Annotated in this window: 22 protein-coding genes and 1 pseudogene; 10 read left to right on the top strand and 13 right to left on the bottom strand. The window is 72.3% G+C overall.

Annotation, left to right across the window (positions count from 1 at the left end; all coding sequences use genetic code 11):
• Nucleotides 1–102: 102 nt before the first annotated feature.
• On the bottom strand, nucleotides 103–609 hold the full coding sequence (locus ACFV9D_RS12450) for a YbjN domain-containing protein (RefSeq protein WP_385144515.1): 507 nt from the start codon (nucleotides 607–609) through the stop codon (nucleotides 103–105).
• Complete coding sequence (mshA, locus tag ACFV9D_RS12445; RefSeq protein WP_385144513.1) at nucleotides 602–1,945, bottom strand: D-inositol-3-phosphate glycosyltransferase; 1,344 nt, start codon at nucleotides 1,943–1,945, stop codon at nucleotides 602–604. The genes ACFV9D_RS12450 and mshA overlap by 8 nt, the downstream gene beginning before the upstream one ends.
• Before the next feature lie 202 nt (nucleotides 1,946–2,147).
• Here mshA and ACFV9D_RS12440 point away from each other — a divergent pair, with 202 nt between their 5' ends.
• The 3 genes from ACFV9D_RS12440 (at nucleotide 2,148) to ACFV9D_RS12430 (ending at nucleotide 5,930) form a co-directional block, all read left to right on the top strand.
• Complete coding sequence (locus ACFV9D_RS12440; protein WP_385144511.1) at nucleotides 2,148–2,954, top strand: class I SAM-dependent methyltransferase; 807 nt, start codon at nucleotides 2,148–2,150, stop codon at nucleotides 2,952–2,954.
• Nucleotides 2,955–3,162: 208 nt separating this feature from the next.
• Entirely contained in the window at nucleotides 3,163–4,275 is a 1,113-nt protein-coding gene (locus ACFV9D_RS12435) for an NlpC/P60 family protein (protein WP_385144509.1), read from the top strand.
• 365 nt (nucleotides 4,276–4,640) lie between these two features.
• Complete coding sequence (locus ACFV9D_RS12430; RefSeq protein WP_385144507.1) at nucleotides 4,641–5,930, top strand: PP2C family protein-serine/threonine phosphatase; 1,290 nt, start codon at nucleotides 4,641–4,643, stop codon at nucleotides 5,928–5,930.
• 111 nt (nucleotides 5,931–6,041) lie between these two features.
• Here ACFV9D_RS12430 and ACFV9D_RS12425 read toward each other — a convergent pair whose 3' ends face one another.
• From ACFV9D_RS12425 to rox, 8 genes are all read right to left on the bottom strand, one after another.
• Nucleotides 6,042–6,383 carry a DUF2516 family protein gene (locus ACFV9D_RS12425; RefSeq protein WP_385144505.1) on the bottom strand — a complete coding sequence of 114 codons (342 nt, stop codon included), beginning with the start codon at nucleotides 6,381–6,383 and terminating at the stop codon, nucleotides 6,042–6,044.
• A 132-nt stretch (nucleotides 6,384–6,515) separates the two neighbouring features.
• Nucleotides 6,516–7,085: a hypothetical protein gene (locus tag ACFV9D_RS12420; protein ID WP_385144503.1), complete on the bottom strand. Its 570-nt coding sequence runs from the start codon at nucleotides 7,083–7,085 to the stop codon at nucleotides 6,516–6,518.
• Nucleotides 7,086–7,113: 28 nt separating this feature from the next.
• Nucleotides 7,114–7,542, bottom strand: coding sequence for a helix-turn-helix domain-containing protein (locus tag ACFV9D_RS12415; RefSeq protein WP_385144501.1), 429 nt, complete (start codon nucleotides 7,540–7,542; stop codon nucleotides 7,114–7,116).
• 61 nt (nucleotides 7,543–7,603) lie between these two features.
• The gene (locus ACFV9D_RS12410; protein WP_385144499.1) at nucleotides 7,604–7,888 is read right to left on the bottom strand and encodes a hypothetical protein; all 285 of its coding nucleotides are present in this window, start codon (nucleotides 7,886–7,888) and stop codon (nucleotides 7,604–7,606) included.
• Complete coding sequence (locus tag ACFV9D_RS12405; RefSeq protein ID WP_385144497.1) at nucleotides 7,860–8,438, bottom strand: RNA polymerase sigma factor; 579 nt, start codon at nucleotides 8,436–8,438, stop codon at nucleotides 7,860–7,862. Before ACFV9D_RS12405 ends, ACFV9D_RS12410 begins: the two co-directional genes overlap by 29 nt.
• Before the next feature lie 81 nt (nucleotides 8,439–8,519).
• Entirely contained in the window at nucleotides 8,520–9,500 is a 981-nt protein-coding gene (locus tag ACFV9D_RS12400; RefSeq protein ID WP_385144495.1) for a DMT family transporter, read from the bottom strand.
• 29 nt (nucleotides 9,501–9,529) lie between these two features.
• Nucleotides 9,530–10,135 (bottom strand): TetR/AcrR family transcriptional regulator, encoded by a 606-nt coding sequence (locus ACFV9D_RS12395; protein WP_385144493.1) that lies wholly within the window; start codon nucleotides 10,133–10,135, stop codon nucleotides 9,530–9,532.
• A 116-nt stretch (nucleotides 10,136–10,251) separates the two neighbouring features.
• A complete protein-coding gene (rox, locus tag ACFV9D_RS12390) occupies nucleotides 10,252–11,718 on the bottom strand; it encodes a rifampin monooxygenase (protein WP_385144491.1) in 1,467 nt (488 codons plus the stop codon).
• Between the two features lie 260 nt (nucleotides 11,719–11,978).
• On the opposite strand from rox, the gene ACFV9D_RS12385 reads away from it, so the two are divergent.
• Together ACFV9D_RS12385 and ACFV9D_RS12380 are read left to right on the top strand one after the other, a co-directional pair.
• Entirely contained in the window at nucleotides 11,979–12,962 is a 984-nt protein-coding gene (locus tag ACFV9D_RS12385) for a GlxA family transcriptional regulator (protein ID WP_385144489.1), read from the top strand.
• 267 nt (nucleotides 12,963–13,229) lie between these two features.
• Nucleotides 13,230–13,697, top strand: a pseudogene (locus tag ACFV9D_RS12380) (isochorismatase family protein); the annotation flags it as partial.
• Nucleotides 13,698–13,699: 2 nt separating this feature from the next.
• Here ACFV9D_RS12380 and ACFV9D_RS12375 read toward each other — a convergent pair.
• On the bottom strand, nucleotides 13,700–14,791 hold the full coding sequence (locus ACFV9D_RS12375; RefSeq protein ID WP_385144488.1) for an alkene reductase: 1,092 nt from the start codon (nucleotides 14,789–14,791) through the stop codon (nucleotides 13,700–13,702).
• Nucleotides 14,792–14,860: 69 nt separating this feature from the next.
• Between ACFV9D_RS12375 and ACFV9D_RS12370 the strand changes: the two genes are divergently transcribed.
• The 3 genes from ACFV9D_RS12370 to ACFV9D_RS12360 all read left to right on the top strand — a co-directional run bounded on the left by ACFV9D_RS12370 (nucleotide 14,861) and on the right by ACFV9D_RS12360 (nucleotide 17,338).
• Nucleotides 14,861–15,238 carry a MerR family transcriptional regulator gene (locus ACFV9D_RS12370; RefSeq protein ID WP_385144917.1) on the top strand — a complete coding sequence of 126 codons (378 nt, stop codon included), beginning with the start codon at nucleotides 14,861–14,863 and terminating at the stop codon, nucleotides 15,236–15,238.
• A 38-nt stretch (nucleotides 15,239–15,276) separates the two neighbouring features.
• Entirely contained in the window at nucleotides 15,277–15,762 is a 486-nt protein-coding gene (locus tag ACFV9D_RS12365) for a MarR family winged helix-turn-helix transcriptional regulator (RefSeq protein WP_385144486.1), read from the top strand.
• A 163-nt stretch (nucleotides 15,763–15,925) separates the two neighbouring features.
• A complete protein-coding gene (locus tag ACFV9D_RS12360; protein ID WP_385144915.1) occupies nucleotides 15,926–17,338 on the top strand; it encodes an MFS transporter in 1,413 nt (470 codons plus the stop codon).
• Here the strand turns inward: ACFV9D_RS12360 and ACFV9D_RS12355 are convergent.
• Nucleotides 17,250–18,203, bottom strand: coding sequence for a DMT family transporter (locus ACFV9D_RS12355; protein ID WP_385144484.1), 954 nt, complete (start codon nucleotides 18,201–18,203; stop codon nucleotides 17,250–17,252). The genes ACFV9D_RS12360 and ACFV9D_RS12355 overlap by 89 nt on opposite strands.
• Nucleotides 18,204–18,275: 72 nt before the next feature.
• On the opposite strand from ACFV9D_RS12355, the gene ACFV9D_RS12350 reads away from it, so the two are divergent.
• Nucleotides 18,276–19,145 (top strand): LysR family transcriptional regulator, encoded by an 870-nt coding sequence (locus tag ACFV9D_RS12350; protein WP_385144482.1) that lies wholly within the window; start codon nucleotides 18,276–18,278, stop codon nucleotides 19,143–19,145.
• Here ACFV9D_RS12350 and ACFV9D_RS12345 read toward each other — a convergent pair.
• Nucleotides 19,133–21,145 (bottom strand): HelD family protein, encoded by a 2,013-nt coding sequence (locus ACFV9D_RS12345; RefSeq protein ID WP_385144480.1) that lies wholly within the window; start codon nucleotides 21,143–21,145, stop codon nucleotides 19,133–19,135. The two genes, ACFV9D_RS12350 and ACFV9D_RS12345, sit on opposite strands and share 13 nt — an antisense overlap.
• 197 nt (nucleotides 21,146–21,342) lie before the next feature.
• On the opposite strand from ACFV9D_RS12345, the gene ACFV9D_RS12340 reads away from it, so the two are divergent.
• Nucleotides 21,343–22,032, top strand: coding sequence for a hypothetical protein (locus ACFV9D_RS12340; protein WP_385144478.1), 690 nt, complete (start codon nucleotides 21,343–21,345; stop codon nucleotides 22,030–22,032).
• Nucleotides 22,033–22,039: the final 7 nt, after the last annotated feature.

Here is a 22,039-nt window from a genome sequence, read left to right as displayed (position 1 = left end):
ATGGTTGTGAACCATGTTCAGATCTGCGTTGGCGGCGAGCATGGCACGGCCACGGCAGGTACGGAAGGGGTCGCGCAGGAGAGGGGAAGGAGGCCCGCGCGTCTACGACTTCTGGGTCAGATGCGTGAACGCGTCGAGGTTCCGGGTCGACTCGCCGCGCGAGACCCGCCACTCGTACTCGCGCCGGATCGCGCTCGCGAAGCCCAGCTCCAGCAGGGTGTTGAAGGAACCGTCCGCCGCTTCGAGGACCGAGCCGAGGAGCCGGTCCAGCTCCTCCGGGGTGACGGCGGCCAGCGGCAGCTTGCCGGCCAGATAGATGTCGCCGAGGCCGTCGACCGCGTAACTCACGCCGTACAGCTTGAGATTGCGCTCGAGGAGCCAGCGATGGACGCCTGACTCGTTCTCGTCGGGGTGGCGGATGACGAAGGCGTTCAACGAAAGGGAGTGACGGCCGACCTTGAGCGAGAGCGTCGTGAAGAGCTTGCGGGTGCCCGGGAGTTTCACCACGTAGGAACCCGGCTCGGGGGACTCCCACTCCAGTTCGGCGTCCTTGAAGGTGTCCTCGATGACCCGGTGGACCTGCGCCCGGTCCCGTACGTCCTCAGCCATGGTGCGAGCGTACGCGACGGCGGTGATCGTGCATCGCCGCCGTGTACACGTCCGCCGTGCCGGAGGCCGCCGTGTCCCAGCCGAAGGACTCCGCATGCCGGGCCGCCGCGGCGCCCATACGGGCGGACAGCGCCGGGTCGGCCACGAAACGCCCGAGGGCGCGGGCGTAGTCGGCCGGGTCGTGCCCCTGGACCAGGAACCCGGTGACGTCGTCCCGTACCGCGACCGGAAGCCCGCCGACCGCGGCCGCGACGACCGGGGTGCCGGCCGCCTGCGCCTCGATGGCGACGAGCCCGAAGGACTCGCTGTACGAGGGCATGACCAGCACGCTCGCCGCCCGGAACCAGTCCGCGAGGCGGTCCTGGCCGACCGGCGGGTGGAAGCGGACGACGTCCGCGATGCCCAGCCGGGCCGCGAGCTTCTGGAGCCCCTCGGGCTTGGCCAGGCCGCTGCCGCTCGGCCCGCCGACGATCGGCACGAGCATGCGCGAGCGCAGCGACGGGTCTTCGTCCAGGAGCCGGGCCGCGGCCCGCAGCAGGATGTCCGGGGCCTTCAGCGGCTGGATGCGGCCCGCGAAGACCGGGATGAAGGCGTCGGCCGGCAGCCCGAGGCGGGCCCGCGCGGCGGCTCGGCCGTCGGCCGGGCGGAAGTGGTCGAGGTTGACCCCGGGGTGGACGACGGCGACCTTGCCGGGCTCCGCCTCGTAGAAGCGGACGAGCTCGTCGGCCTCCTCGGCGGTGTTGGCGATCAGCCGGTCGGCGGCGCGGACGATCTGCGTCTCGCCGATCACCCGCGCCGCGGGCTCGGGGGTGTCGCCCTCCGCGAGCGCCGCATTCTTGACCTTGGCCATGGTGTGCATGGCGTGGACGAGCGGGACGCCCCACCGCTCGGCGGCGAGCCAGCCGACGTGGCCGGAGAGCCAGTAGTGGGAGTGGACCAGGTCGTAGTGGCCGGGACGGTGGCCCGCCCAGGCCTGCATCACACCGTGCGTGAAGGCGCAGAGCTGGGCCGGCAGCTCCTCCTTGGCCAGGCCCTCGTAGGGGCCGGCGTCCACATGCCGTACGAGAACGCCCGGCGCGAGCTCGACGACCGGGGCGAGACCGCCGGTGGTGGCCCGGGTGAAGATCTCGACCTCGATGTTGATCGCGGCCAGTCGCTTGGCGAGCTCCACGATGTAGACGTTCATGCCGCCGGCGTCGCCGGTGCCCGGCTGGTGGAGGGGCGAGGTGTGGACGCTGAGCATGGCCACCCGGCGCGGGGTCCGGTGGCGTCCGGGGAGCCGGAGCCTGGGCGGCGTCACCAGGGAGCCGGCGAGCCGGGACACGTACTGGCTCACGTCGACGGTCCTTCCGCTGAGTGGGGGCGAAGCGGGTACTGCGCGGGCGAGGCGGGTACTGCGGGGTACTGCGGGCAGGGCTGAAAGGACGGCGTGGGGTGCCCTCCACGCCGCACAACACCGGAACGGCAGCATCCATTTCCGTTTTGCCAATTCATTGCCCAGTACACGCGGGGTGGAGTACGGCCCGTACCCTCGTTCCATGGCCCCGCGCACCACCAACCCCGCCCCGACCCGCCCCGTCGGCACGGCGACCCGCGGGACCACCAACCCCAACCGGCTGCGCCGCATGGACCGCTGGATCGCCGCCGTCCACGGACCCGCCCTGCGCCGGTCGGCCGAGCCGCCCGTCGCCGTCGACCTGGGCTACGGGGCCGCCCCCTGGACCGCCGTCGAACTGCTCACCCGCCTGCGCACCGCCGACCCGCGCACCGAGGTCGTCGGCATCGAGATCGAGCCGGCCCGGGTCGCCGCCGCCAAGCCGTACGAGCGCGAGGGCCTCACCTTCCGGCACGGCGGCTTCGAGGTCCCGGTGCCGGGCGCGGTCGCGCTGATCCGGGCCGCGAACGTGCTGCGCCAGTACGACGAGGGCGAGGTCGCCGCGGTGTGGGCGCGGCTGTGCGAACGGCTCGCCCCGGGCGGTCTGCTGGTCGAGGGGACCTGCGACGAGATCGGGCGGCGCCATGTGTGGGTGGCGCTCGACAGGTCGGGGCCGCGCACGGTGACCTTCGCCACCCGGCTCGGCTCGCTGGAGCGCCCTTCCGACCTCGCGGAGCGGCTGCCGAAGGCGCTGATCCACCGCAACGTGCCGGGCGAACCGGTCCACGCGTTCCTCCGCGACTTCGACCGGGCGTGGGCGGCGGCCGCTCCGTACGCCTCGCTCGGTGCGCGGCAGCGCTGGATCCGGGCCGTACGCGCGCTGGCGGCGGACTGGCCCCTGACGGACGGGCACCGGCGGTGGCGGCAGGGCGAGGTGACGGTGCGCTGGGAGGCCCTGGCGCCCCGCTGACCACCCCGGGAGCCAACTGTCGGTGAATTCACGGTAGGTCGGGAACGCGACTCCCTGATCTTTCGTCCCCTGTGAGGGGTACCGACCCGACAAGCCCTGGTATCCCCTGTTGCTTTCAGGTTTCGCGTGGCACTATCGCCAAGGTCAATGCGAAGTTACTGACGGTAAATCAGATACAGGAACATCAGGGCCGTCCGAGGGGGAGCTTGTGAACCGACGCCGCTGCGCCACCGCCGCGATCACCGTGGCCTGTGCCCTGACGGTGCTGGCCTCACCCGCGCTGACCCTCCAGGCCGCCGCCGCGCCCAAGTCGCCCTTGGCGCCCTCGTCGCCCGCGGCGCCGGCAACGCCCGCGGCGCCGCTGCCGCCGCTGCCGCCCGCCCCGCCGAAGAAGACCCTCGAAGAGGTACGCAAGGAGATCGACGGCCTGTACCGACAGGCCGCCGCCGCCACCGACGCGTACAACCTCGCCGAGGAGAAGGCGAAGGAGCAGTCCGCGGAGATCGTCGAGCTGGCCAAGATGATCGTGGCCGGCCGCGAGAAGATCGACTCGCTCAAGGCGCAGGCGGGCGCGGCGGCCCGGGCCCAGTACCGCAACGGCGGGCTGCCCGACGGCGCCCAGTTCGTCCTCACCGACGACCCGCAGCTCTTCCTCGACACCGCCGGACGGCTCCAGCAGGGCCAGAAGGCCACCACGGACCTGCTCGCCGAAATGAACCGGACCCAGGCGCAGTTGACGGTCTACGCCAAGGACGCGGGCACCAACTGGACCAAGCTGGAGGCCAACCGCGTCAAGCAGGCCGAGGCGAAGAAGGACATCAACGACAAGATCGCCGCGGCCAAGAAGCTCGAATCCGAGCTGGCGGCCGAGGAACGGGAGCGGCTGCTGCGGCTCGAGGAGCAGGAGCAGTACAAGGCGCAGACCGCCTGGCTGAACACCGGTGTCCTCAAGGGCCTGGCCGGAAAGGCGACCCCGCAGGGCAAGCGGGCGGTGGAGTTCGCCACGGCGCAGATCGGCAAGCCGTACGTCTGGGGCGCCGAAGGCCCGGACTCGTTCGACTGCTCGGGGCTGACCCAGCGGGCCTGGGGGGCGGCCGGCCAGCCCATTCCGCGTACCTCGCAGGAGCAGTGGCGGCTGCTGCCGCGCGTGGACATCAAGGACATGCGGCCCGGCGACCTGATCGTCTACTACAAGGACGCGAGTCATATCGGGATGTACGTCGGGAACGGCGCGATCGTGCACGCGCCGAGGCCGGGGCGGGACGTGACGCTCGCGGGGGCCGGCTCGATGGAGATCCTGGGAGTCGTCCGCCCGGAGTGAGCCCGGCCCCGGGCGAGACGGCCCGGATCGAGGCCGACACCGGGGCGAGACGGCCCGGATCGAGGCCGACACCGGGGCGAGACGGCCCGGATCGAGGCCGCGTCGCGGGCGAGACGGCCCGGATGGAGATCCGGCCGGAGCGTCACCGCGCGGAGTGAGACGTTCCGCACCTCCAGGGGCGTGATGTTCGTCATGACCTCAAGGGCAACAACCTCCCCATGCGCGGCATATGCCAACGGCTCCTCTGCGCTCGTACCGTGATCACCATTCCGTTGCCCGGCGGGGTACCGCTATGGTCCCGGTCAGGCGGGACGTCGTTCGTCGCCCTGCCGCGCCCTCGGGGGGAGGGAAGGAAACCAAGACCGATGCCCGTACCCGTACCGCGACAGAGAAACGACTCTGCTGCGGCGCCAGGCGCTGTCACCGCTGGGGCCACTGCGACCGCCACGACGACCGCGACTGCCGTCACCGCTGCCACAGGCACCGATCTCACCCTCCTGGTCGTCGAGGACGACCCGGCGGGTGCCCTCGCCGTACCCGAAATGCTCGACGCCGACGGGACCCGCGTCCGTATCCGCACCGCCCGGAACCTCACGGAGGCGGAGCGGCTGCTCACCGACGACGTGCACTGCGTCCTGGTCGACCTCGCCCTGCCCGGCCCCCGGGCCGCCGGCGACGACCCCCTCGCGCCCCTGCGGCACGTCCTGCGGCTCGCCCCGCGCCACGCCGTCCTGGCGCTCGCGGCCTCGGCCGACGCGGAGCTGGCGGCGGAGGCCGTACGGGTCGGGGCCCAGGACCACCTCTTCCGCGAGGAGCTCGACGGAAGGCTGCTGAGCCGGGCGATCCGGTACGCGGTCGAGCGCAAGCGGGCCGACGCGGTGCAGGTGAAGCTGACCGAGTCGCGGCTGCGGGCCCAGGAGAACGCCCGGCTGGAACGCGGACTCCTGCCCACCCCCCTCCTCCAGGGCTCCGACCTGCGCTTCGCCTCCCGCTACCGGCCCGGCCGCTCGCGGGCCCTGCTCGGCGGGGACTTCTACGACACCGTCCGGACGCCCGACGGCACGGTCCACGCCATGATCGGCGACGTCTGCGGGCACGGCCCGGACGAGGCGGCGCTCGGCGTGGAGCTGCGCATCGCGTGGCGCGCGCTGACCTTCGCCGGCCTGTGCGGGGACGAGCTGCTCTCCACGATGCAGCAGGTCCTGGAGCACGAGCGGGAGAGCGAGGAGATCTTCGCGACGCTCTGCACGGTCGACATCGCCCCGGACGGGCGCCGGGCCGGCCTGTGCCTGGCCGGACACCCCTCCCCGCTGATCGCCCGCCGCGGCCGCGCCGCGCGGCTGCTGCCGTACGAGGACGGCGGCCCGGCCCTCGGCCTGCTGCCGCGCGCCCGCTGGCCGCGCCGCCAGGTGGAGCTGGGCGGGGCGTGGAGCCTGCTGATGTACACGGACGGGCTGATCGAGGGCCGCTCGGCGGGCCCGGGTTCGCCGCGGCTCGGCCAGGACGGAATGGTCGAGATGATCAACCGGCAGCTGGCGGAGGGCCTGCGGGGCGAGGAGCTCCTGGAGGCTGCGGTGACGGAGGTGCGGTCGCTGAACGGCGGGGAGCTGACGGACGACGTTGCGGTCCTGGCACTGGAAAGGGCCCGGGGCTAGCCCCGGGCCCCTTGGGTCCGCTCGCGCGTCCTGAAACGGTCCTGTCGCGGAACCGTCGGTCCTGCCGGTTGTGTCGTCGAACCTGTCGGTCCTGCCGTCGGTCGCGTAGCTCTACCGTCCGCCGTTGTACGGACCGTACGGCCCGTCGCTGCTGGAGCCGCCGCGACGACCGCCGCCCCCACCGGAGACCTGCTTGAGCGCGGGCCGGACGTCGACCATGAAGACGATGGCCGCGATGAGTCCGGCGATCTGCAGGAAGAGCATCGGGAGCAGCAGGTTCAGGACGAGGTTGATGCTCAGGATGATCAGCCAGAACTTCTTGGTCTGCTTGTCGGCCGCGCGGTAGGCGTCCTCGCGCGCCATGACCGCGAAGACGAGCGCGGCGACGGCCATGCCGATGAAGACCAGGCCGATCACCAGCCAGATGATGGAGTCGAATCCCGCGCGCAACATGTGTGAACCGCCTCGTGAGTGGGTGGAGCGCCTCGCGGCCAAGGTACCCGGTACAACGCCCCGGGCACCCTGATTGGTGCCCCGCCTGGCCCCGCCTTACGTCTCGACCCCGCCCTACTTCTCGGCCCCGCCTTACTTCTCGGTGGCGGCGACCTTCTTGGCGGGGGCCTTGCGGGCGGCGGGCTTGCGAGCGGCGGGAGCCTTCTTCGCCGCGGGCTCCTCGGCCGTGGCGTCCGCCGCGGGCTCGGCCTTGGCCTTGGCCTCCGGCTCGGGCTCGACGACGACGGCGATCTCGGTGATCTCCTCGGCCACCTCACCGCGCCACGCCTTGACGGCCTCCTCGCCGTGCGCGGCGACCTCCTCGTACTTCTCGCGCGCCTTGACCGCGTACTCGGCGGCGACGCCGACGCTCCGCAGGGCCAGGTCCTGGGCGGTCTCGCCGAGCTTCTTCAGGTCCGTGTCGAGGCTGCCGACGACCTCGGCGAGCTTCGACTGCACGGTGGCCTGGGCCTCCTTGGCCCGGTCGGACACCTTCTCCTGCACGACCTTGGGGTCGGTCTTGCGCACGGCGTCGATCCGCGCGGGCGCCTCGGCGGCGATCTGCTCGATCAGGCCGGGGACCTTCTTGGCCTGCTGGACGGCCAGGTCGGCGGTGCCGGCGGCGAAGTAGAGGGGGGTACGCAGTTCTTCGATGATGGCCATGGGTGTGGTCCTCCCGGATGTGTACGTACTAGCTCGCGGTTCGTTCGGCATCGGGAGCAGCGTCGTCACCGTCGACGGAAACGGGCTTGTCGACGGCCCCGGCGGCGTTCTCGGCGGCGTTCTCCTTGCGGAAGGAGTCGTAGATCTGGAGCAGTACCTGCTTCTGCCGCTCGTTGATCGAGGGATCGGCGAGGATGACGGCGCGCGTCTCCAGCTCCTCCCGCTCCTTCTCGTCGAGAATTCCGGCCCGCACGTAGAGAGTCTCGGCGGAGATCCGCAGCGCCTTGGCGACCTGCTGCAACACCTCGGCGCTGGGCTTGCGAAGCCCCCGCTCGATCTGACTCAGATACGGATTGGACACCCCGGCGGCCTCCGCGAGCTGCCGCAGCGAGAGCTGCGCGGTGCGCCGCTGCTCGCGGAGGTACTCGCCAAGATTGCCGACGTTGAGTGATGCCATGCCCCGACGATGCCATCACCCGCTAACTATTGCAAGCACATGCTTGCAATAGTGTCGCGCCTCACCGATCGGCCGTCCTCGCGTGCTCCAGCTTGCACTGGCCGTCCTCGCAGGTGCGCTGCAGGCGACCCCGCGAGAGGGTCTGGATCAGGCCGATGGTCCAGCACATCGGGCAGCCGCGCAGTGCCAGTACGCCGACCGGCAGGAGCAGCAGGCTGATCGGGCCGACGAGCGGGATGAGCGCGACCGAGCCGATCAGGCCGCCGAAGCCGATCACTCCCCGGACCAGGTGGCGGGGCAGGGAGGAACTCGCGAAGTCAGGGCCGTCGGCTTTCGTTGTCGTCATGGGTGTCTCCAGGCGCAGGCGTGGGTGTGGCACGGAGGGACCGCTGAACAGCGGTGCGGGCGCGGTGCAGACGCGATTTCATCGCGGCGGTACTGAGGCCGAGCGCCTCGGCGACCATGCGTCCGCTGTAGCCCTGGATGTCCCGCATGATCAGCACGCGCCGCTGCTCGGCCGGCAGAGCGGCGATGGCGGCCGCCACCTTGCCCGCCTCGATGCGCTCCAGGACCACTTCCTCGGCCGAGCGCACGGCGGCGTCCGGCAGGGGTGCGTGGGTCCGCAGCGTCCGCGCGCGCCGCAGGCACTCGTTGCGGACGATGCGGAACATCCACGACGCCAGCGCGCCGGACGCCCGGAGCATCCCGATCTTGCGGTAGAGGATGATCAAGGCTTCCTGTGCCGCGTCCTCGGCGTCCTCAGGAGTGGCGCAGAGCGAGCGGGCGAACCGCTGAACGTTCGGGTGCGAGCCCGACACCAACGCGGTGATCGAGTCGACGTCGCCGCGCTGGGCGGCGACGATCAGCTGTACACCGGGCCAGGACGAGTCAGCCACGGGCTTGCTTTCGCTTGCGCATGACGACGTAGCTGCACGTGCAGAGCAGCACGGCTCCGGCGGCGATGGCGATACCGATGATCATGAAGACCTCCTGATCCCGTCCCGACGTTTGTCGGCACATGTATAGGAGGCGGGGGTCCGCCGAAAGGATTCGGCCTGCGCCCGGGAAAGTCGACCGGGCCGTGCGGCAGCGGCGGGTGCCGGGGTGGTGAGGACGGCGAGGCAGGCGATGACGAGGGCGATGCCGGTCCAGCCGGCGGCGGGGAGGCGCTCGCCGACGACGAGGACGGCGAGGACGGCCGCGACGGCCGGTTCGAGCAGGGACAGCGTGGTGGCCGTGCTCGCGGGCACGTGGGCGAGTCCCCGGCCGAACAGGACGTAGCCCGCGAACATGGGGACCAGCGCCATGTAGGCGCCGACCGCGGCATGGGGCCAGGAGTCGACGAGCGGGGCGCCGGTGGCCAGCAGGACGGGTACGAGGAGCAGTCCGCCGAGCCCGAAGACGGCGCCCATCGCCGCGCGGGAGGGGATCCGGCGGGTGATGAGCCGGTGCGCCGCCCAGGAGTAGAGGGCGTAGGTCGCGGCGGCGACGAGGCCGAGGCCCACGCCGAGCAGCGTGGCAGTCACGGATGCCCGTCCCGTGCCGTCGGCGGCGTGGGCGGCCTCGGCGACGCACAGCAGGACGGTGCCGAGCAGGCCGAGCGCGGCCGCGAGTGTCCAGCGGCGCGTGAGCCGGCGGCCGTCCACGACGCGTTCGATCAGGGCCGAGGCGAGCGGGGCGGTGCCGATCGACACCACGGTGCCCACGGCGACTCCGGCCAGGTGCATGGAGCTGTAGAACGCCAGGGGGTAGACCGCCACCGAGACGGCGCCGAGAAGTACCGTGCCACGCTGATCGCGCAGGCGGGGTGCGTGGCGGGCGATCCGCGGTGCGGCGACGAGGGCTTGGAGGAGCCCGCCCAGGCCCATGGCGACGGCGCCGATGGCGAGCGGGCCCACGCCCGGGGCGAACGTGGCGGCCGTGCCCGTGGTCCCCCACAGGACGGAGGCCGCGAGCACGCACAGTGCCCCTGTCCCCGCGGACCGCTTCACAACCGGCCCAGCAGGGCCACCGCCATGGAGCGGGCGCGCCGGAGCCGATCACCGTCGCCCTCGAGGCCGGCGCGCGCCATCGCGCCCTCCAGGAGGAAGGCGAGGTGCTCGGCCGTCGCGCGCGCCTCGTCGGTGCGCTCGGGCAGCAGCTCCTCCAGGTGGCCGGCGATCAGGCGCTCGACCTCCTCCTTGTGGGCGCGCACCACGGCCCGGCCCTCGTCCCCGGCAGGGAGCTCGGCGGCGGCGTTGAGCAGGCCGCAGCCGCGGAAGCCGTGCTCGTAGGCGAACGCCGCGTGGTCGGCGTAGGCGTCGAACACCGCCAGAACGCCGTCGCGCGGCCCCCGGGCCCGCTCCAGCCGCACGCGGTAGAGGCCGAGCCACTCTTCGTGCCGGGCGTCGAGATAGGCCCTGACCAGGTCGGCCTTGGAGGAGAAGTTGTTGTAGAGGCTCATCTTCGCCACGCCGGCTTCGGCGGTGATCGTGTCGATGCCGGTCGCCGCCACACCATCGGCGTAGAAGCGCCGAGCCGCCGCCGCCAGCAGCCGCTCCCGCGCCGGACGCCGCCGTCCGCTCCCCGCCGTACTCATGCCCGTCTCGCTCATCACAGCCCAAACTAGGTAGGTAGGTCTACCTAGCGTACGGGAGCAGCGGGGTCACAGGGAAGACGGACCCCGGACGATCCCGTCCGACGACGGCCGCGGAAAACTCCGGTGGCCTCTTACGGGAGTTTCCGAGCGCCGAACCACGTGGGCAGGTTGCTCAGCAGATCCTGCTGATCGTCACCGACCCATGCCACGTGGCCGTCCGGACGCAGCAGCACGGCGGGGGCGTCCAGTTCCTCGCTGACGTCGACGACGTGGTCGACCCGGTCCGCCCAGCCCTCCACCGAGAGCCGGCCGATCTGGTCGAGCAGCAGTCCGCGGCCGCCGTGCATCAGCTCGTAGAGGCGTCCCTGCTTCAGCTTCACGTCCCGCAGCCGCCGTCCGAGCAGTTCGTGGCCCTCGCCGAAGTCGTAGCGAACCCCGATCGCGGTGATCTTCTCGATCAGGTACTGGTTCACGTTCTCGAACTCCACCAGCTCCGACAGCAGTCGGCGCACCGCCTGGGCGCCCGGCTCGGTGGACATCAGGGCCATCTGTGCGCGGGTGTTGTCCAGCACCTCGGCGGCCACGGGGTGCCGCTCGGTGTGGTAGCTGTCGAGAAGGCCTTCCGGCGCCCAGCCGTCGACCGCGGCGGCCAGCTTCCAGCCGAGGTTGAACGCGTCCTGGATACCGAGGTTGAGCCCCTGCCCGCCGGTCGGCGGGTGGATGTGTGCCGCGTCGCCGGCGAGCAGGACCCGGCCGGTCCGGTAGCGCTCGGCCAGCCGGGTGCCGTCGCCGAAGCGGGAGAGCCAGCGCGGGGAGTGCGCGCCGAAGTCGGTGCCGGCGACCGCCCGCAGCTGCTTCCTGAACTCCTCCAGGGTCGGCGCCGCACGGTCCTCGGACAGCCCTTCGCCGGGCACGATGACGCGGTGGAAACCGTCGCCGAGGGGCATGGCGCCGAACCGGAGCTGGGTCTTGCGGACTTCGGCCATCACGGCGGCCAGCGTCTCCGGATCCGCGGTCAACTGCATCTCGCCCAGCAGCGTCTCCACCGTGGCGGGCTCTCCGGGGAAGCCGACGCCGAGCAGCTTGCGCACCGTGCTGCGGCCGCCGTCGCAGCCGACGAGGTAGCGCGCACGCAGCCGCGTGCCTCCCCCGCCGGCTACGCCCCCACTGGCGGGGGTACCCCCATCGGCGAGCTCGACGGTCACCCCGTCCTCGTCCTGGCTCAGCCCGACCACTTCGCAGCCGCGCCGGATCTCGACGCCGACCTCGACGGCGTGCTCGGCCAGCAGACGATCGGTGACGGTCTGCGGGATGCCGAGGACGTACGAATGGGCGGTGTCCAGACCGTCGGGCCACGACGTGCCGAGGCCGGCGAAGAAGCCGCCGACCCGGAACTGCTTGCCGTGCGCGAGGAACCGCTCCAGCAGACCGCGCTGGTCCATCACCTCGACGCTGCGCGCGTGCAGGCCGAGCGCACGGACGTACGCGGTCGGCTCCGCCTCCTTCTCCAGCACGAGCGTCCGCACCCCGTGCAGCCGCAGCTCGGCGGCGAGCATCAGGCCGGTCGGTCCGCCGCCGACCACGATGACGTCCATCATGAGAACCCCCGTTTGACGATATGGAACGGCGCCATATGCGCACGTACTTCGCAGAACTCTGATTTCCCCAGGTACTGGCTCAGGTCGATGATTTTGCACCACGACCGGGGCCTTGCCGCAAGGCCCCGGGTGCGCTATATGTTGAGAGTGGCAAGGAGTGAGTGACCTCCTTGCCTTTCCTTTTTTCCGCGCCAGTCGATGGCCGGATGTGACAGAGAGCCGTCATTGCGGTCATCGGGCGCCGTCGCGACGATGGACGCATGTCCTCTGCGCACCGTGTCGTCATCGCGGTCTTCCCGGATGTCGACCTGCTCGACGTCACCGGCCCGGCCGAGGTCTTCGCGCTGGCCAACCGGGAGACCGGGGGCCGGGCCGGCTACGAGGTGCGGCTGGCCGGGCCCGGCCCGGAGCCCGTCGTCACCTCGGCCGGGGTACGGCTCGTGCCGGATCTGGCGTTCGCCGAGGTGGGGGGCGCGGTGGACACCCTGCTCGTCCCCGGCGCCGTGGATCTGAGCCCGGACGGGCCGGTCGCCCGGGTCGACGACACCGTCGTGGAGTGGGTGAAGGCCACCGCTCCGCACGCCCGGCGCATCGCCTCGGTGTGCGTGGGCGCGCACCTGCTCGCCGCCGCCGGGCTGCTCGACGGGCGGCGGGCGACCACGCACTGGTCGACCGCGGCGCAACTCGCCGCGGAGCACCCGCGGGTGAGGGTCGACGCCGATCCGATCTTCGTCCGCTCCGGCCGGGTGTGGACCGGGGCGGGCATCAGCACCTGCATGGACCTCGCGCTCGCCCTGGTGGCCGAGGACCACGGCGAGGAGCCGGCGCTGGCCGTGGCCCGGCAGCTGGTGATGTACCTCCGACGGCAGGGCGGCCAGAGCCAGTTCAGCGTGCCGCTCAGCCGGCCCGCGGCGGCCCGCAGGGACATCGACGAGCTGCGGGTCTTCATCACCGAGCACCTCGACGGCGATCTGTCGGCGCCCGCGCTCGCCGGGCGCATGTGCCTGAGCGAGCGTCACTTCGCCCGGGTCTTCCGCCAGGAGACCGGCACCAGCCCGGCCTCCTACGTGGAGGCGGCCCGGGTCGAGGCGGCGCGCCGCCTGCTGGAGACCACGGACCAGCCGCTCGAGCAGATCGCGTCGGCGGTCGGGATGGGCTCGGTGGAAACGCTGCACCGCGCCTTCCGTAAGCAGATCAGCACCACGCCGGCGTCCTATCGCCGCCGCTTCCGCACCGCTTCCTGAACCCGGCCCACACCCGCGAGCGCCACGCCCGCGGCCTCGCCATGCCCGTTTTCCCCCGAGCCTTGCCCGTTTCCGTCCCGAGCCAGCCCGTTCCCCTCCCGAGCCACGCCCGTTTCCGTCCCGAGCCAGCCCGCTGCCCTCCCGAGCCACGCCCGTTTCCGTCCCGAGCCAGTCCGTTCCCCTCCCGAGCCAGCCCGTTCCCCTCCCGGGCCACGCCCGTCCCCCTCCCGAGCCAACCCGTTTCCGTCCCGAAAGGAACCTTCCTCCATGAACGCCTCCGCCACCCTGCGCAGCATCGTCGGCCTCGACAACACGCCGCCCCGCCTCGGCGAGACGACCCTGATCCTGATCGATTTCCAGAACACCTACCGCACCGGAGTCATGGCCCTCGACGGCGCCGAGCCCGCCCTGGCCGCCGGGGCCCGGCTGCTCGCCGCCGCCCGCGCGGCCGGCACGCCGGTCGTCCACGTCATGGACGCCGGTTACGACGTCACCTCCGAGCTCGGCGCCATCAGCCCCGAAGTCGCCCCCGCCGAGGGGGAAGCCGTCGCGGTCAAGCAGGTCCCCAACGCCTTCCACGCCACCGACCTGGAGAAGACGCTCCGCGACCTGGGCGCCGGACCCGACCTGGTCCTCGCCGGGTTCATGACCCACATGTGCGTCACCTTCACCGCCCAGGGCGCCTTCAACCTCGGCTACCGGCCCACCGTCGTCGCCGAGGCGACCGCCACCCGCCCTTAGTCGGTGTAGCCCGTCTCCTCGCCCGTGAACATCAGGTACTGATCGCGGATCGGGTTCAGCGGGGCCCCGGTCCGCAGGCGGGTGACGAGGTCGGGGTTGGCCAGGAACGGCCGGCCGAGGGCGATCAGGTCGGCCCCCGCCGCGAGCAGCCGTTCGCCCTCGCTCCGGCCGCCGCCTTCGGTGACCTCCTCGCGCGAGAGCCTCGGGTTGGCGACGAGCGTGCCCTGCCAGGTCTTGCGGATGTCCTGGAAGAGCGGGCTGTCGGGGTCGGCGTACACGACGTGCAGATAGGCGAGGCCCAGCCCGGCCAGGGCGCCGACGAGGGCCGGGTAGATCGCCTCGGTGTCCCCCTCCTCGATGCCGTTGACGGTCAGTCCGGGCGAAATCCGTACGCCGACCCGCTCCGGACCGATGGCCTCGGCCACGGCACGGACGACCTCGACCGTGAAGCGGATCCGCCCGGCCACGGAGCCTCCGTACGCGTCCGTGCGGTGGTTGGTGCCCTTCGCCAGGAACTGGTGGAGGAGGTAACCGTTCGCCGAGTGGACCTCGACTCCGGCGAAGCCCGCCGCGACGGCGCTGCGCGCGGCCGCGGCGAAGTCGGCGACCGTCGAACGGATCTCGTCGACCGTCATCTCCCGTGGCACGACGGCCTCCTGATGACCGCTCGGCGTGTGGACCGTGTCCGGGAGCGGGACCGGCGAGGGCGCGAGCGGGGTCAGCCCGCTGTTGTCGGGGTGCCCGATCCGGCCACCGTGCTGGAGCTGCAGGAACATGCGCCCGCCCGCGTCCCGTACCGCGTCGGTCACCCGCCGCCAGCCGGCCACATGCGCGGGGTCGTAGATCGCGGGGATGTTCGGGTACGTGAGGCCCACGGCGTTCGGGGTGGACGCCTCGGCGATGATCAGGCCCGCGGAGGCGCGCTGGGCGTAGTAGGTGGCCATGATCTCCCGCGGGACGCCGTCCGCGCCCGCGCGGTTGCGGGTCATGGGCGCCATCACCAGGCGGTTGGGGAGGGTCAGTTCGCCGAGGCGGGTGGGCTCGAAGAGGCGGGAGTCGCGGACTGTTTCGGTGGTCGTGTGCGTCATGCCGGTACCGTAAAAGTTGCCATCGGTGTCAGATTCAAGTCGGGAGCGGTGGAAGGAAGAGGAATGGGAATGCGGATCGGCGAACTGGCGGCGCGGACCGGCGTGAGCGAGCGTTCGTTGCGCTACTACGAGATGCAGGGCCTGCTCGCCGCCGAGCGCACGCCCGGCGGCCACCGCAGCTACGGCGACTGGGCGGTCGACCGTGTCATCCGCATCCAGGCGCTGTACGCCGCCGGCCTGCACAGCAAGAAGATCGCCCGACTCCTCCCCTGTATGCGCGACACGGACGGCGGCCCGTCCGCGATCGCCGACTCGCAGCTGATCGCCGAGCTCGCCGCGGAACGGGAGCGGATCGACGGGATGATCGGCGACCTGGTCCGCTCCCGTGAGGTCCTGGACGAGGTCATCGACGCGGCCGCCGAGCGCGCCACATCGTCCGCTTCCTGATAATCCGCGACGGATCGGCCTTCGCTACCCTGGCAGACATGACCGCCATGGCACCCACGCGCACCGAACCGGACCTGTCCTTCCTTCTGGACCACACCAGTCACGTCCTGCGCACGCAGATGAGCGCGGAGCTAGGGGAGATCGGGCTCACCCCGCGGATGCACTGCGTCCTCGTGCACGCCCTCGAGGAGGAGCGCACCCAGGCGCAGCTCGCCGAGATCGGGGACATGGACAAGACGACCATGGTGGTGACCGTCGACGCCCTGGAGAAGGCCGGGCTCGCCGAGCGCCGGCCGTCCAGCGCCGACCGGCGGGCGCGGATCATCGCGGTGACCGAGGAGGGGGCGAAGGTCGCCGCGGAGAGCCAGAAGATCGTCGACCGGGTGCACGAGAGCGCCCTCGCCTCCCTTCCCGGCGACGAGCGCGAGGTGCTGCTGCGGGCACTGAACCGCCTGGTCACGGGGCATCTGGAGACGCCGGTAGAGAGCGCGAGGCCGGCCCGGCGGGCGCGTCAGAAGGGGTAGCGGCCGACGATCCCACCGACCTCGATCCGTAAAAGATAGTCTGCAACAAAACTATCTGCTACGGTCTTTCTTGTTGCCTCCAACGACAGGAGAGACCGCCGTGCCTGCCACTGAAACGACCTCCCGCTCCCGCTCGCTCGCCCTCGGCGTCCTGGCCACCGGGATGCTCATGACGATCCTCGACGGCAGCATCGTGACCGTCGCCATGCCGGCCATCCAGAGCGACCTCGGCTTCACCCCGGCCGGACTCAGCTGGGTCGTCAACGCGTACCTCATCGCCTTCGGCTCGCTGCTCCTCCTCGCCGGCCGCCTCGGCGACCTGATCGGCCGCAAAAGGATGTTCCTCGCGGGTACGGGACTGTTCACCGCCGCCTCGCTCCTCGCCGGCGTCGCCACTTCACCCGGCGTCCTGATCGCGGCCCGCTTCCTCCAGGGCGTCGGCAGCGCGATGGCCTCCGCCGTCAGCCTCGGCATCCTCGTCACGCTCTTCACCGCACCGCGCGAACGGGCCAAGGCCATCGCCGTGTTCAGCTTCACCGGCGCGGCCGGCGCCTCGATCGGGCAGGTCCTCGGCGGCGTCCTCACCGACGCGCTGACCTGGAACTGGATCTTCTTCATCAACCTCCCGATCGGCATCGCGGCGCTCCTCGTCGCCCTCCCCGCCCTGCCCGGTGACCGCGGCCTCGGGCTGAAGGCCGGAGGCGGCGCGGACGTCCTCGGCGCGCTGCTCGTCACCGCCGGACTGATGCTCGGCATCTACGCGGTCGTCAAGATCGAGGAGTACGGCGCCACTTCGGCCCACACCCTCGGCCTGGGCGCACTCTCGCTCGCGCTCCTCGCCGGCTTCGTCGTCCGCCAGGCCAAGGCCGCGAACCCCCTCATGCCGCTGCGGATCCTCCGCTCGCGCAGCGTCTCCGGCGCCAATCTGGTCCAGCTGCTGATGGTCGCCGCGCTCTTCTCCTTCCAGATCCTGGTCGCGCTCTACCTGCAGAAGGTCCTCGGTTACGGCGCCGCCGAGACCGGTCTCGCGATGCTGCCGGCCGCGGCCGTCATCGGCGTGGTGTCCCTGGGCGTCTCGGCCCGCCTGATCGCCCGCTTCGGCGAGCGCACTGTCCTGCTCACCGGCCTCGTCCTCCTCGTCGGCGTCCTCGGACTGCTGACCCGCGTGCCCGTGCACGCCTCGTACGTCACGGACCTGCTGCCCGTGATGCTGCTGGCCGCCGGCTTCGGCCTCGCGCTCCCCGCCCTCACCTCGCTCGGCATGTCCGGCGCGAAGGAGGAGGACGCGGGCCTCGCCTCCGGTCTGTTCAACACCACCCAGCAGATCGGCATGGCCCTCGGCATCGCGGTCCTCTCCACCCTGGCCGCCTCCCGCACCGAGTCCCTCACCGAGGCGGGCCGCCCCGCCGCCGAAGCCCTGACCAGCGGCTACCACCTGGCCTTCGGCGTCGGAGCCGGCCTCCTCCTCGCCGCCTTCGCGGTCGCCTTCACCGTCCTGAGGCAGCCGAAGGAGCCGAAGCAGCAGGCACAGCACGAGCAGAAGCCGCGGAACCGGGTCGCGACCCCCGCCGCGTGAGGGCCACTCCGGCCAGCACGACCGCCATCCCGGCCACGACCCGTACCGTCAGCGGCTCGTCGAGCACGAGGGCCCCGAGCGTCACCGACACCACCGGCAGCAGATAGCCGACGGTCGCCGCGCTCGTCGGGCCCTCGTCCGCGATCATCCGGTAGTTGAGGTGGAAGGTGAGTCCGGTCGCGAAGATTCCGAGGACGACGACCGCGAGCACCCCCGTCCACATCGGCCGGGCGTCGCCGCCGGAGGCCAGGGCCGGCATGCTCAGGACCGTCGCCGCGAGCAGCTGCGCGGCGGAGAGCGCAAGCGGCGCGGTTCCCCGGCCCGTCAGCCGGCGGGCCATGTACGCGAAGGCCACCGCGTAACTCGCCGACGCCGCGAGCAGGGCGAGGGCACCCGAGCTCATCAGGCCGCCCCCGCTCCACGGGGCGAAGATCAGCAGGACGCCGGCGAAGCCGAGGACCAGACCGCCGAGCCGGGCCGCCGACAGCGGGCGCTCCGTACCGAGCCCCAGGCCGATGAGCAGGGACCAGAGCGGTGTGGTGGCGTTCAGGACGCCCGCGACCCCGCTGTCCACGGTCTGCTCGCCCACGCTGAAGAGAAGGAACGGCAGGGCGTTGCAGAAGAAGGCCGCGACGGCCAGCCGCCCCCAGGTCGCCCGGTCCCGGGGGAGCCGCTGCCCGGCCGCGCACGCGAGCACGAGCAGGACGCCCGCGCCGAGCAGACACCGTACGAAGGTGATCCACCCCGGGGCGAGGCCGTGGTCGAGGGCCAGTTTGATCCACAGGAAGCCGGAGCCCCAGAGCAGGGCCAGCACACCCATCCGTATCGCCGAGATCGCGGAAGCCGAAGCCGAAGCCGATGTCATGGCCTCCACGGTCCTCGCCCGGACTCGACAGAACAAGCGAAGGATCATGCATCCAGCGTTAAGCTGTGCTACATGCTGGACGTCAGACGCATGCAGATGCTCCGGGCCGTCGTCACCAGCGGCTCCGTCACCGCCGCCGCCGCGAACCTGGGCTACACCCCCTCCGCCGTGAGCCAGCAGATCGCCGTCCTGGAGAAGGAGGCCGGCATCGCCCTGCTCGAACGCTTCGGCCGGGGCGTCCGGCCCACCGCCGCCGGGAGGCTGCTCACCGAGCACGCCGCCGTCATCGGCCGCCAGGTCGCCGAGGCGGAGACCGCCCTCGCCGATCTGCGGGCCGGGCGCACCGGGCAGGTGGCCGTCCGCTACTTCGCCACCGCGGGCGCCGATCTCGTCGCCCCCGCCCTGGCTCGGTTCCGCGCCGAACACCCCGGCGTACGGGTGGACTTGAGGATCGCCGAGGGCGCGAGGCCCGACGAGGAGGCGGACCTCACGCTCGTGGTCCGGCCCCGGGGAACGCCGACCGCCGACGGGCTCCGCCTCGTCCCCCTCCTCGACGACCCGTACCGCGCCGTCCTCCCCAAGGGCCACCGGCTCGCCGACCGCCGGATCGTCGACCTCGGCGAGCTCGCCGACGAGCCCTGGGTCGGCAGCGAGCGCCCCGGGCCGTGCCTCGACGCCGTCCTGGAGGCGTGCGCGGCGGCCGGGTTCACGCCGGACATCGCGGTGGAGTGCGAGGAGTACGCCACCGCCCAGGGCTTCGTCGCGGCCGGACTCGGCATCAGCCTGATCCCCTTGACGGGCCTGGGCAGCCGGCACCCGAACGTGGTCGTCCGCAAGGTCCGCGGACCGGAGCCGGTCCGCTCGATCCACGCGGCGGTACGGGAGTCCTCGCTGGACCTGCCTGCCGTACGGGGTCTCCTGACGGCGCTTCAGGAGGCCTGACCGGAGTTCCGAGCGCCTGCAAGGCAGTCGGGCAGCGGCTCGCTGTGGACGATGTCCAGCCGGGAGACGGCCCGGGTGAGGACGACGTACAGCCGGTGCAGTCCGCGTGCCTCGGCCGCCACGATCGCGGCGGGCTCGGCGACGACGACGTGGTCGTACTCCAGGCCCTTGGCCGTCGTCGCCGGAAGGACAGCCAACCGCTCTCCCCCGTACCCGGCCAACGCCCGCTCCAGCCGGCCGACGTGTCCCTCCGCCGCGATCACGCCCACCGAGCCCTCCTTCGTCAGCGCCGCCCGGACCGCCCCGACGACGCCGTCCACCACGTCCGCGACCCGGCCGACCGTCACCTCCCCGTCCTTGCGCAGCGAGATCCCCGCCGGCACGTCCGTCCCCAGCTCCGGCAGCAGCCGGTTGGCGAGGTCCACGATCGCCGCCGGGACCCGGTAGCCGATGGTCAGCGGCACGATCTCCGCCTCCGGCTTGCCCAGATGGGCCAGTTGCTCGCGCCAGTCGCGCGCCGCCCACGGAGTGGTCCCCTGGGCCAGGTCGCCGAGCACGGTCAGCGCGCCGAAGCCGACCCGGCGGGCGATGGCCCGGCACTGCATCGGTGACAGGTCCTGGGCCTCGTCGACGACGACATGGCCGTAGCCCTCGGGGCGTTCGATCAGCCCGGCCAGCTCGTCCAGCAGGACGAGGTCGGCGGCGCTCCACTTCGCCGAGCGGAAGGAGCGCGGCGGCTTCGCCCACCGGATCGCCGTCCGCTCCTCGGCGCCGAGCAGCGGGTCGCACGGGTCGGTGAGCACGGCGGCGAGCACCTCCTCGGGTGTCGTCCGCGGCCAGCAGGCGTCCACGAACGCCGAGACCGGTCGCGCCCGTTCGATCCTGCGCACCCAGGCGTTGCCCAGGGGCCCGGCCCGCCGCTCCGCGCGGAGTTGGAGCTCCCGGACGACCCGGGCGCGGACGCGTTCGCGGCCGGTGGCGTAGGGCGGCGCCTCCTCCTGTACGGCCGCGACGATCTCGGCGAGCCGCTCCGGCGGGAGCCGCAGCCGGAGCGAGCCGTCGGCGACGGCCAACTCCCCCTCCGGCAGGGCCACGCGCGCGTACAGCGCCCGCCGCAGCACCTCGGCCATCCGTACGTCGTGCTTGATCCGCGCCGCCGCCTCGCCGTCCACCGCGCGCACCTCGTGGAGGGCGATCTCCTCGTCGAGGGTGGACTGGCGGATCCCTGTCTCGCCGAGCGCGGGAAGGACCTCGGAGATGTACGAGAGGAAGGTGCGGTTGGGGCCGAGGACGAGGAGGCCGGAGCGGCGGACGCGCTGCGGGTGGGTGTAGAGGAGGTACGCGGCCCGGTGCAGGCCCACGGCGGTCTTGCCGGTGCCGGGGGCGCCCTGCACGCACACGGAGGTGGCGGGCCCGGAGCGTACGAGGTCGTCCTGTTCGGGCTGGATGGTGGCGGCGATGTCCCGCATCGGGCCCACGCGCGGGCGCTCGATCTCCCCGGCGACGATCGCGCTGGCCGCCTCCTCCCCGGCGGTGAGCCGCTCGTCCTCCAGGCCGGTGAGGTCTGCGGTGTCGCCCTTGCTGTACGGGGCCCAGCCGAACCGGCGCCGCCGGACCACGCCCTGCGGGTCGTTGGCGCCGGCCTGGTAGTAGGCGCGGGAGACGGGGGCGCGCCAGTCGACGACGAGGGGCGGGGCGGCCGGGTGTTCGGCGATCCGGCGGCGGCCGATGTGGTGGGTCTGGCCGTCCTCGCGGTCGAGGCGGCCGAAGAAGAGCGGGCCGGGCGGCTGCTCGCCGAACTCCTTGGCGCGGGTGCGCAGGTGGTAGCCGAGCACCTCGGCGTCGGCGCCGGAGGCGGCGACGTTCTCGCCGATGACGACTTGTTCGGCCACGTCCTCGGCCATCCGGTCGAGGGCGGCGCGGCAGGCGTCGTGGTGGGCCCGCTCGCGGAGGAGTTCGAGGTCGAGGTCGGAGGAGAGATCAGGGTCGAGTGCCGTCATGAGGCCAGGATAGAGGAAAGCGTTACCGAGTAACATTTTTTACTTGGTAGCCTCATGGTTGCCCGAGCGTCGGTCGATCGGTCGATCCGATGACCCGGACGGGTCCCGGGCGGTGCGCGCCCCCGCGCGGCGTAGTGGAGTGGACCGCGGGGGCAGGCCCGCCGACCGGCCCGCGACACCGACAGGGGGCAACCGACGTGAGCCGAGACGCCGCTCCCCGCCCGTCCGGGCCGCCGCAGGGGAACGCACCCCTCGGCGAGGCCCGCTGGCCGATGGCCACGGCCGTCCTCGCCGCCATGGCGCTGACGCTGCTGCTCCCCGACGACCTGCGCCTGGCACCGAAATGGGTGCTGCCGTCCATCGAAGGCCTGCTCCTGCTGACGCTGATCGCGAGCGACCCGGGCCGGATCGACCGCCGCTCCGCCGCCATGCGCGCCGTGTCGATCGCCCTCGTCGGCGTCCTGGCGCTGAGCACCGTCTGGTCGACCGTCCAGCTGATCGACGACATCGTCCACGGCGGGAAGGAGACCGCCTCTGCAGCGAGCCTGCTGCAGACCGGCGGCACCGTCTGGGCGGGGACCGTCCTCACCTTCTCGCTGCTGTACTTCGAACTCGACTGCGGCGGAGCGGCCGCCCGCGCCCACCACATGCCCGCCACCCCCGCGCTCGCCTTCCCCCAGCAGATGAACCCCGAACTCGCCGCCCCCGACTGGCGTCCCCGCTTCGTCGACTACTTCTACCTCGGCCTCACCAACGCCACCGCCTTCAGTCCCACCGACGTCATGCCGCTGGCACCCTGGGCCAAGATCGCCATGGCGGTCCAGTCCCTCGTCTCCCTGCTCATCCTCGGCCTCGTGGTCGCCCGCGCCGTCAACGTGCTCGCCTAGCGGAGGA

This window comes from Streptomyces sp. NPDC059875 (genome assembly GCF_042731085.1).
GTDB lineage: Bacteria > Actinomycetota > Actinomycetes > Streptomycetales > Streptomycetaceae > Streptomyces.
The sequence above is the reverse complement of the archived record's forward strand: the minus strand, read 5'-3'. Positions and strand labels throughout refer to the sequence as shown.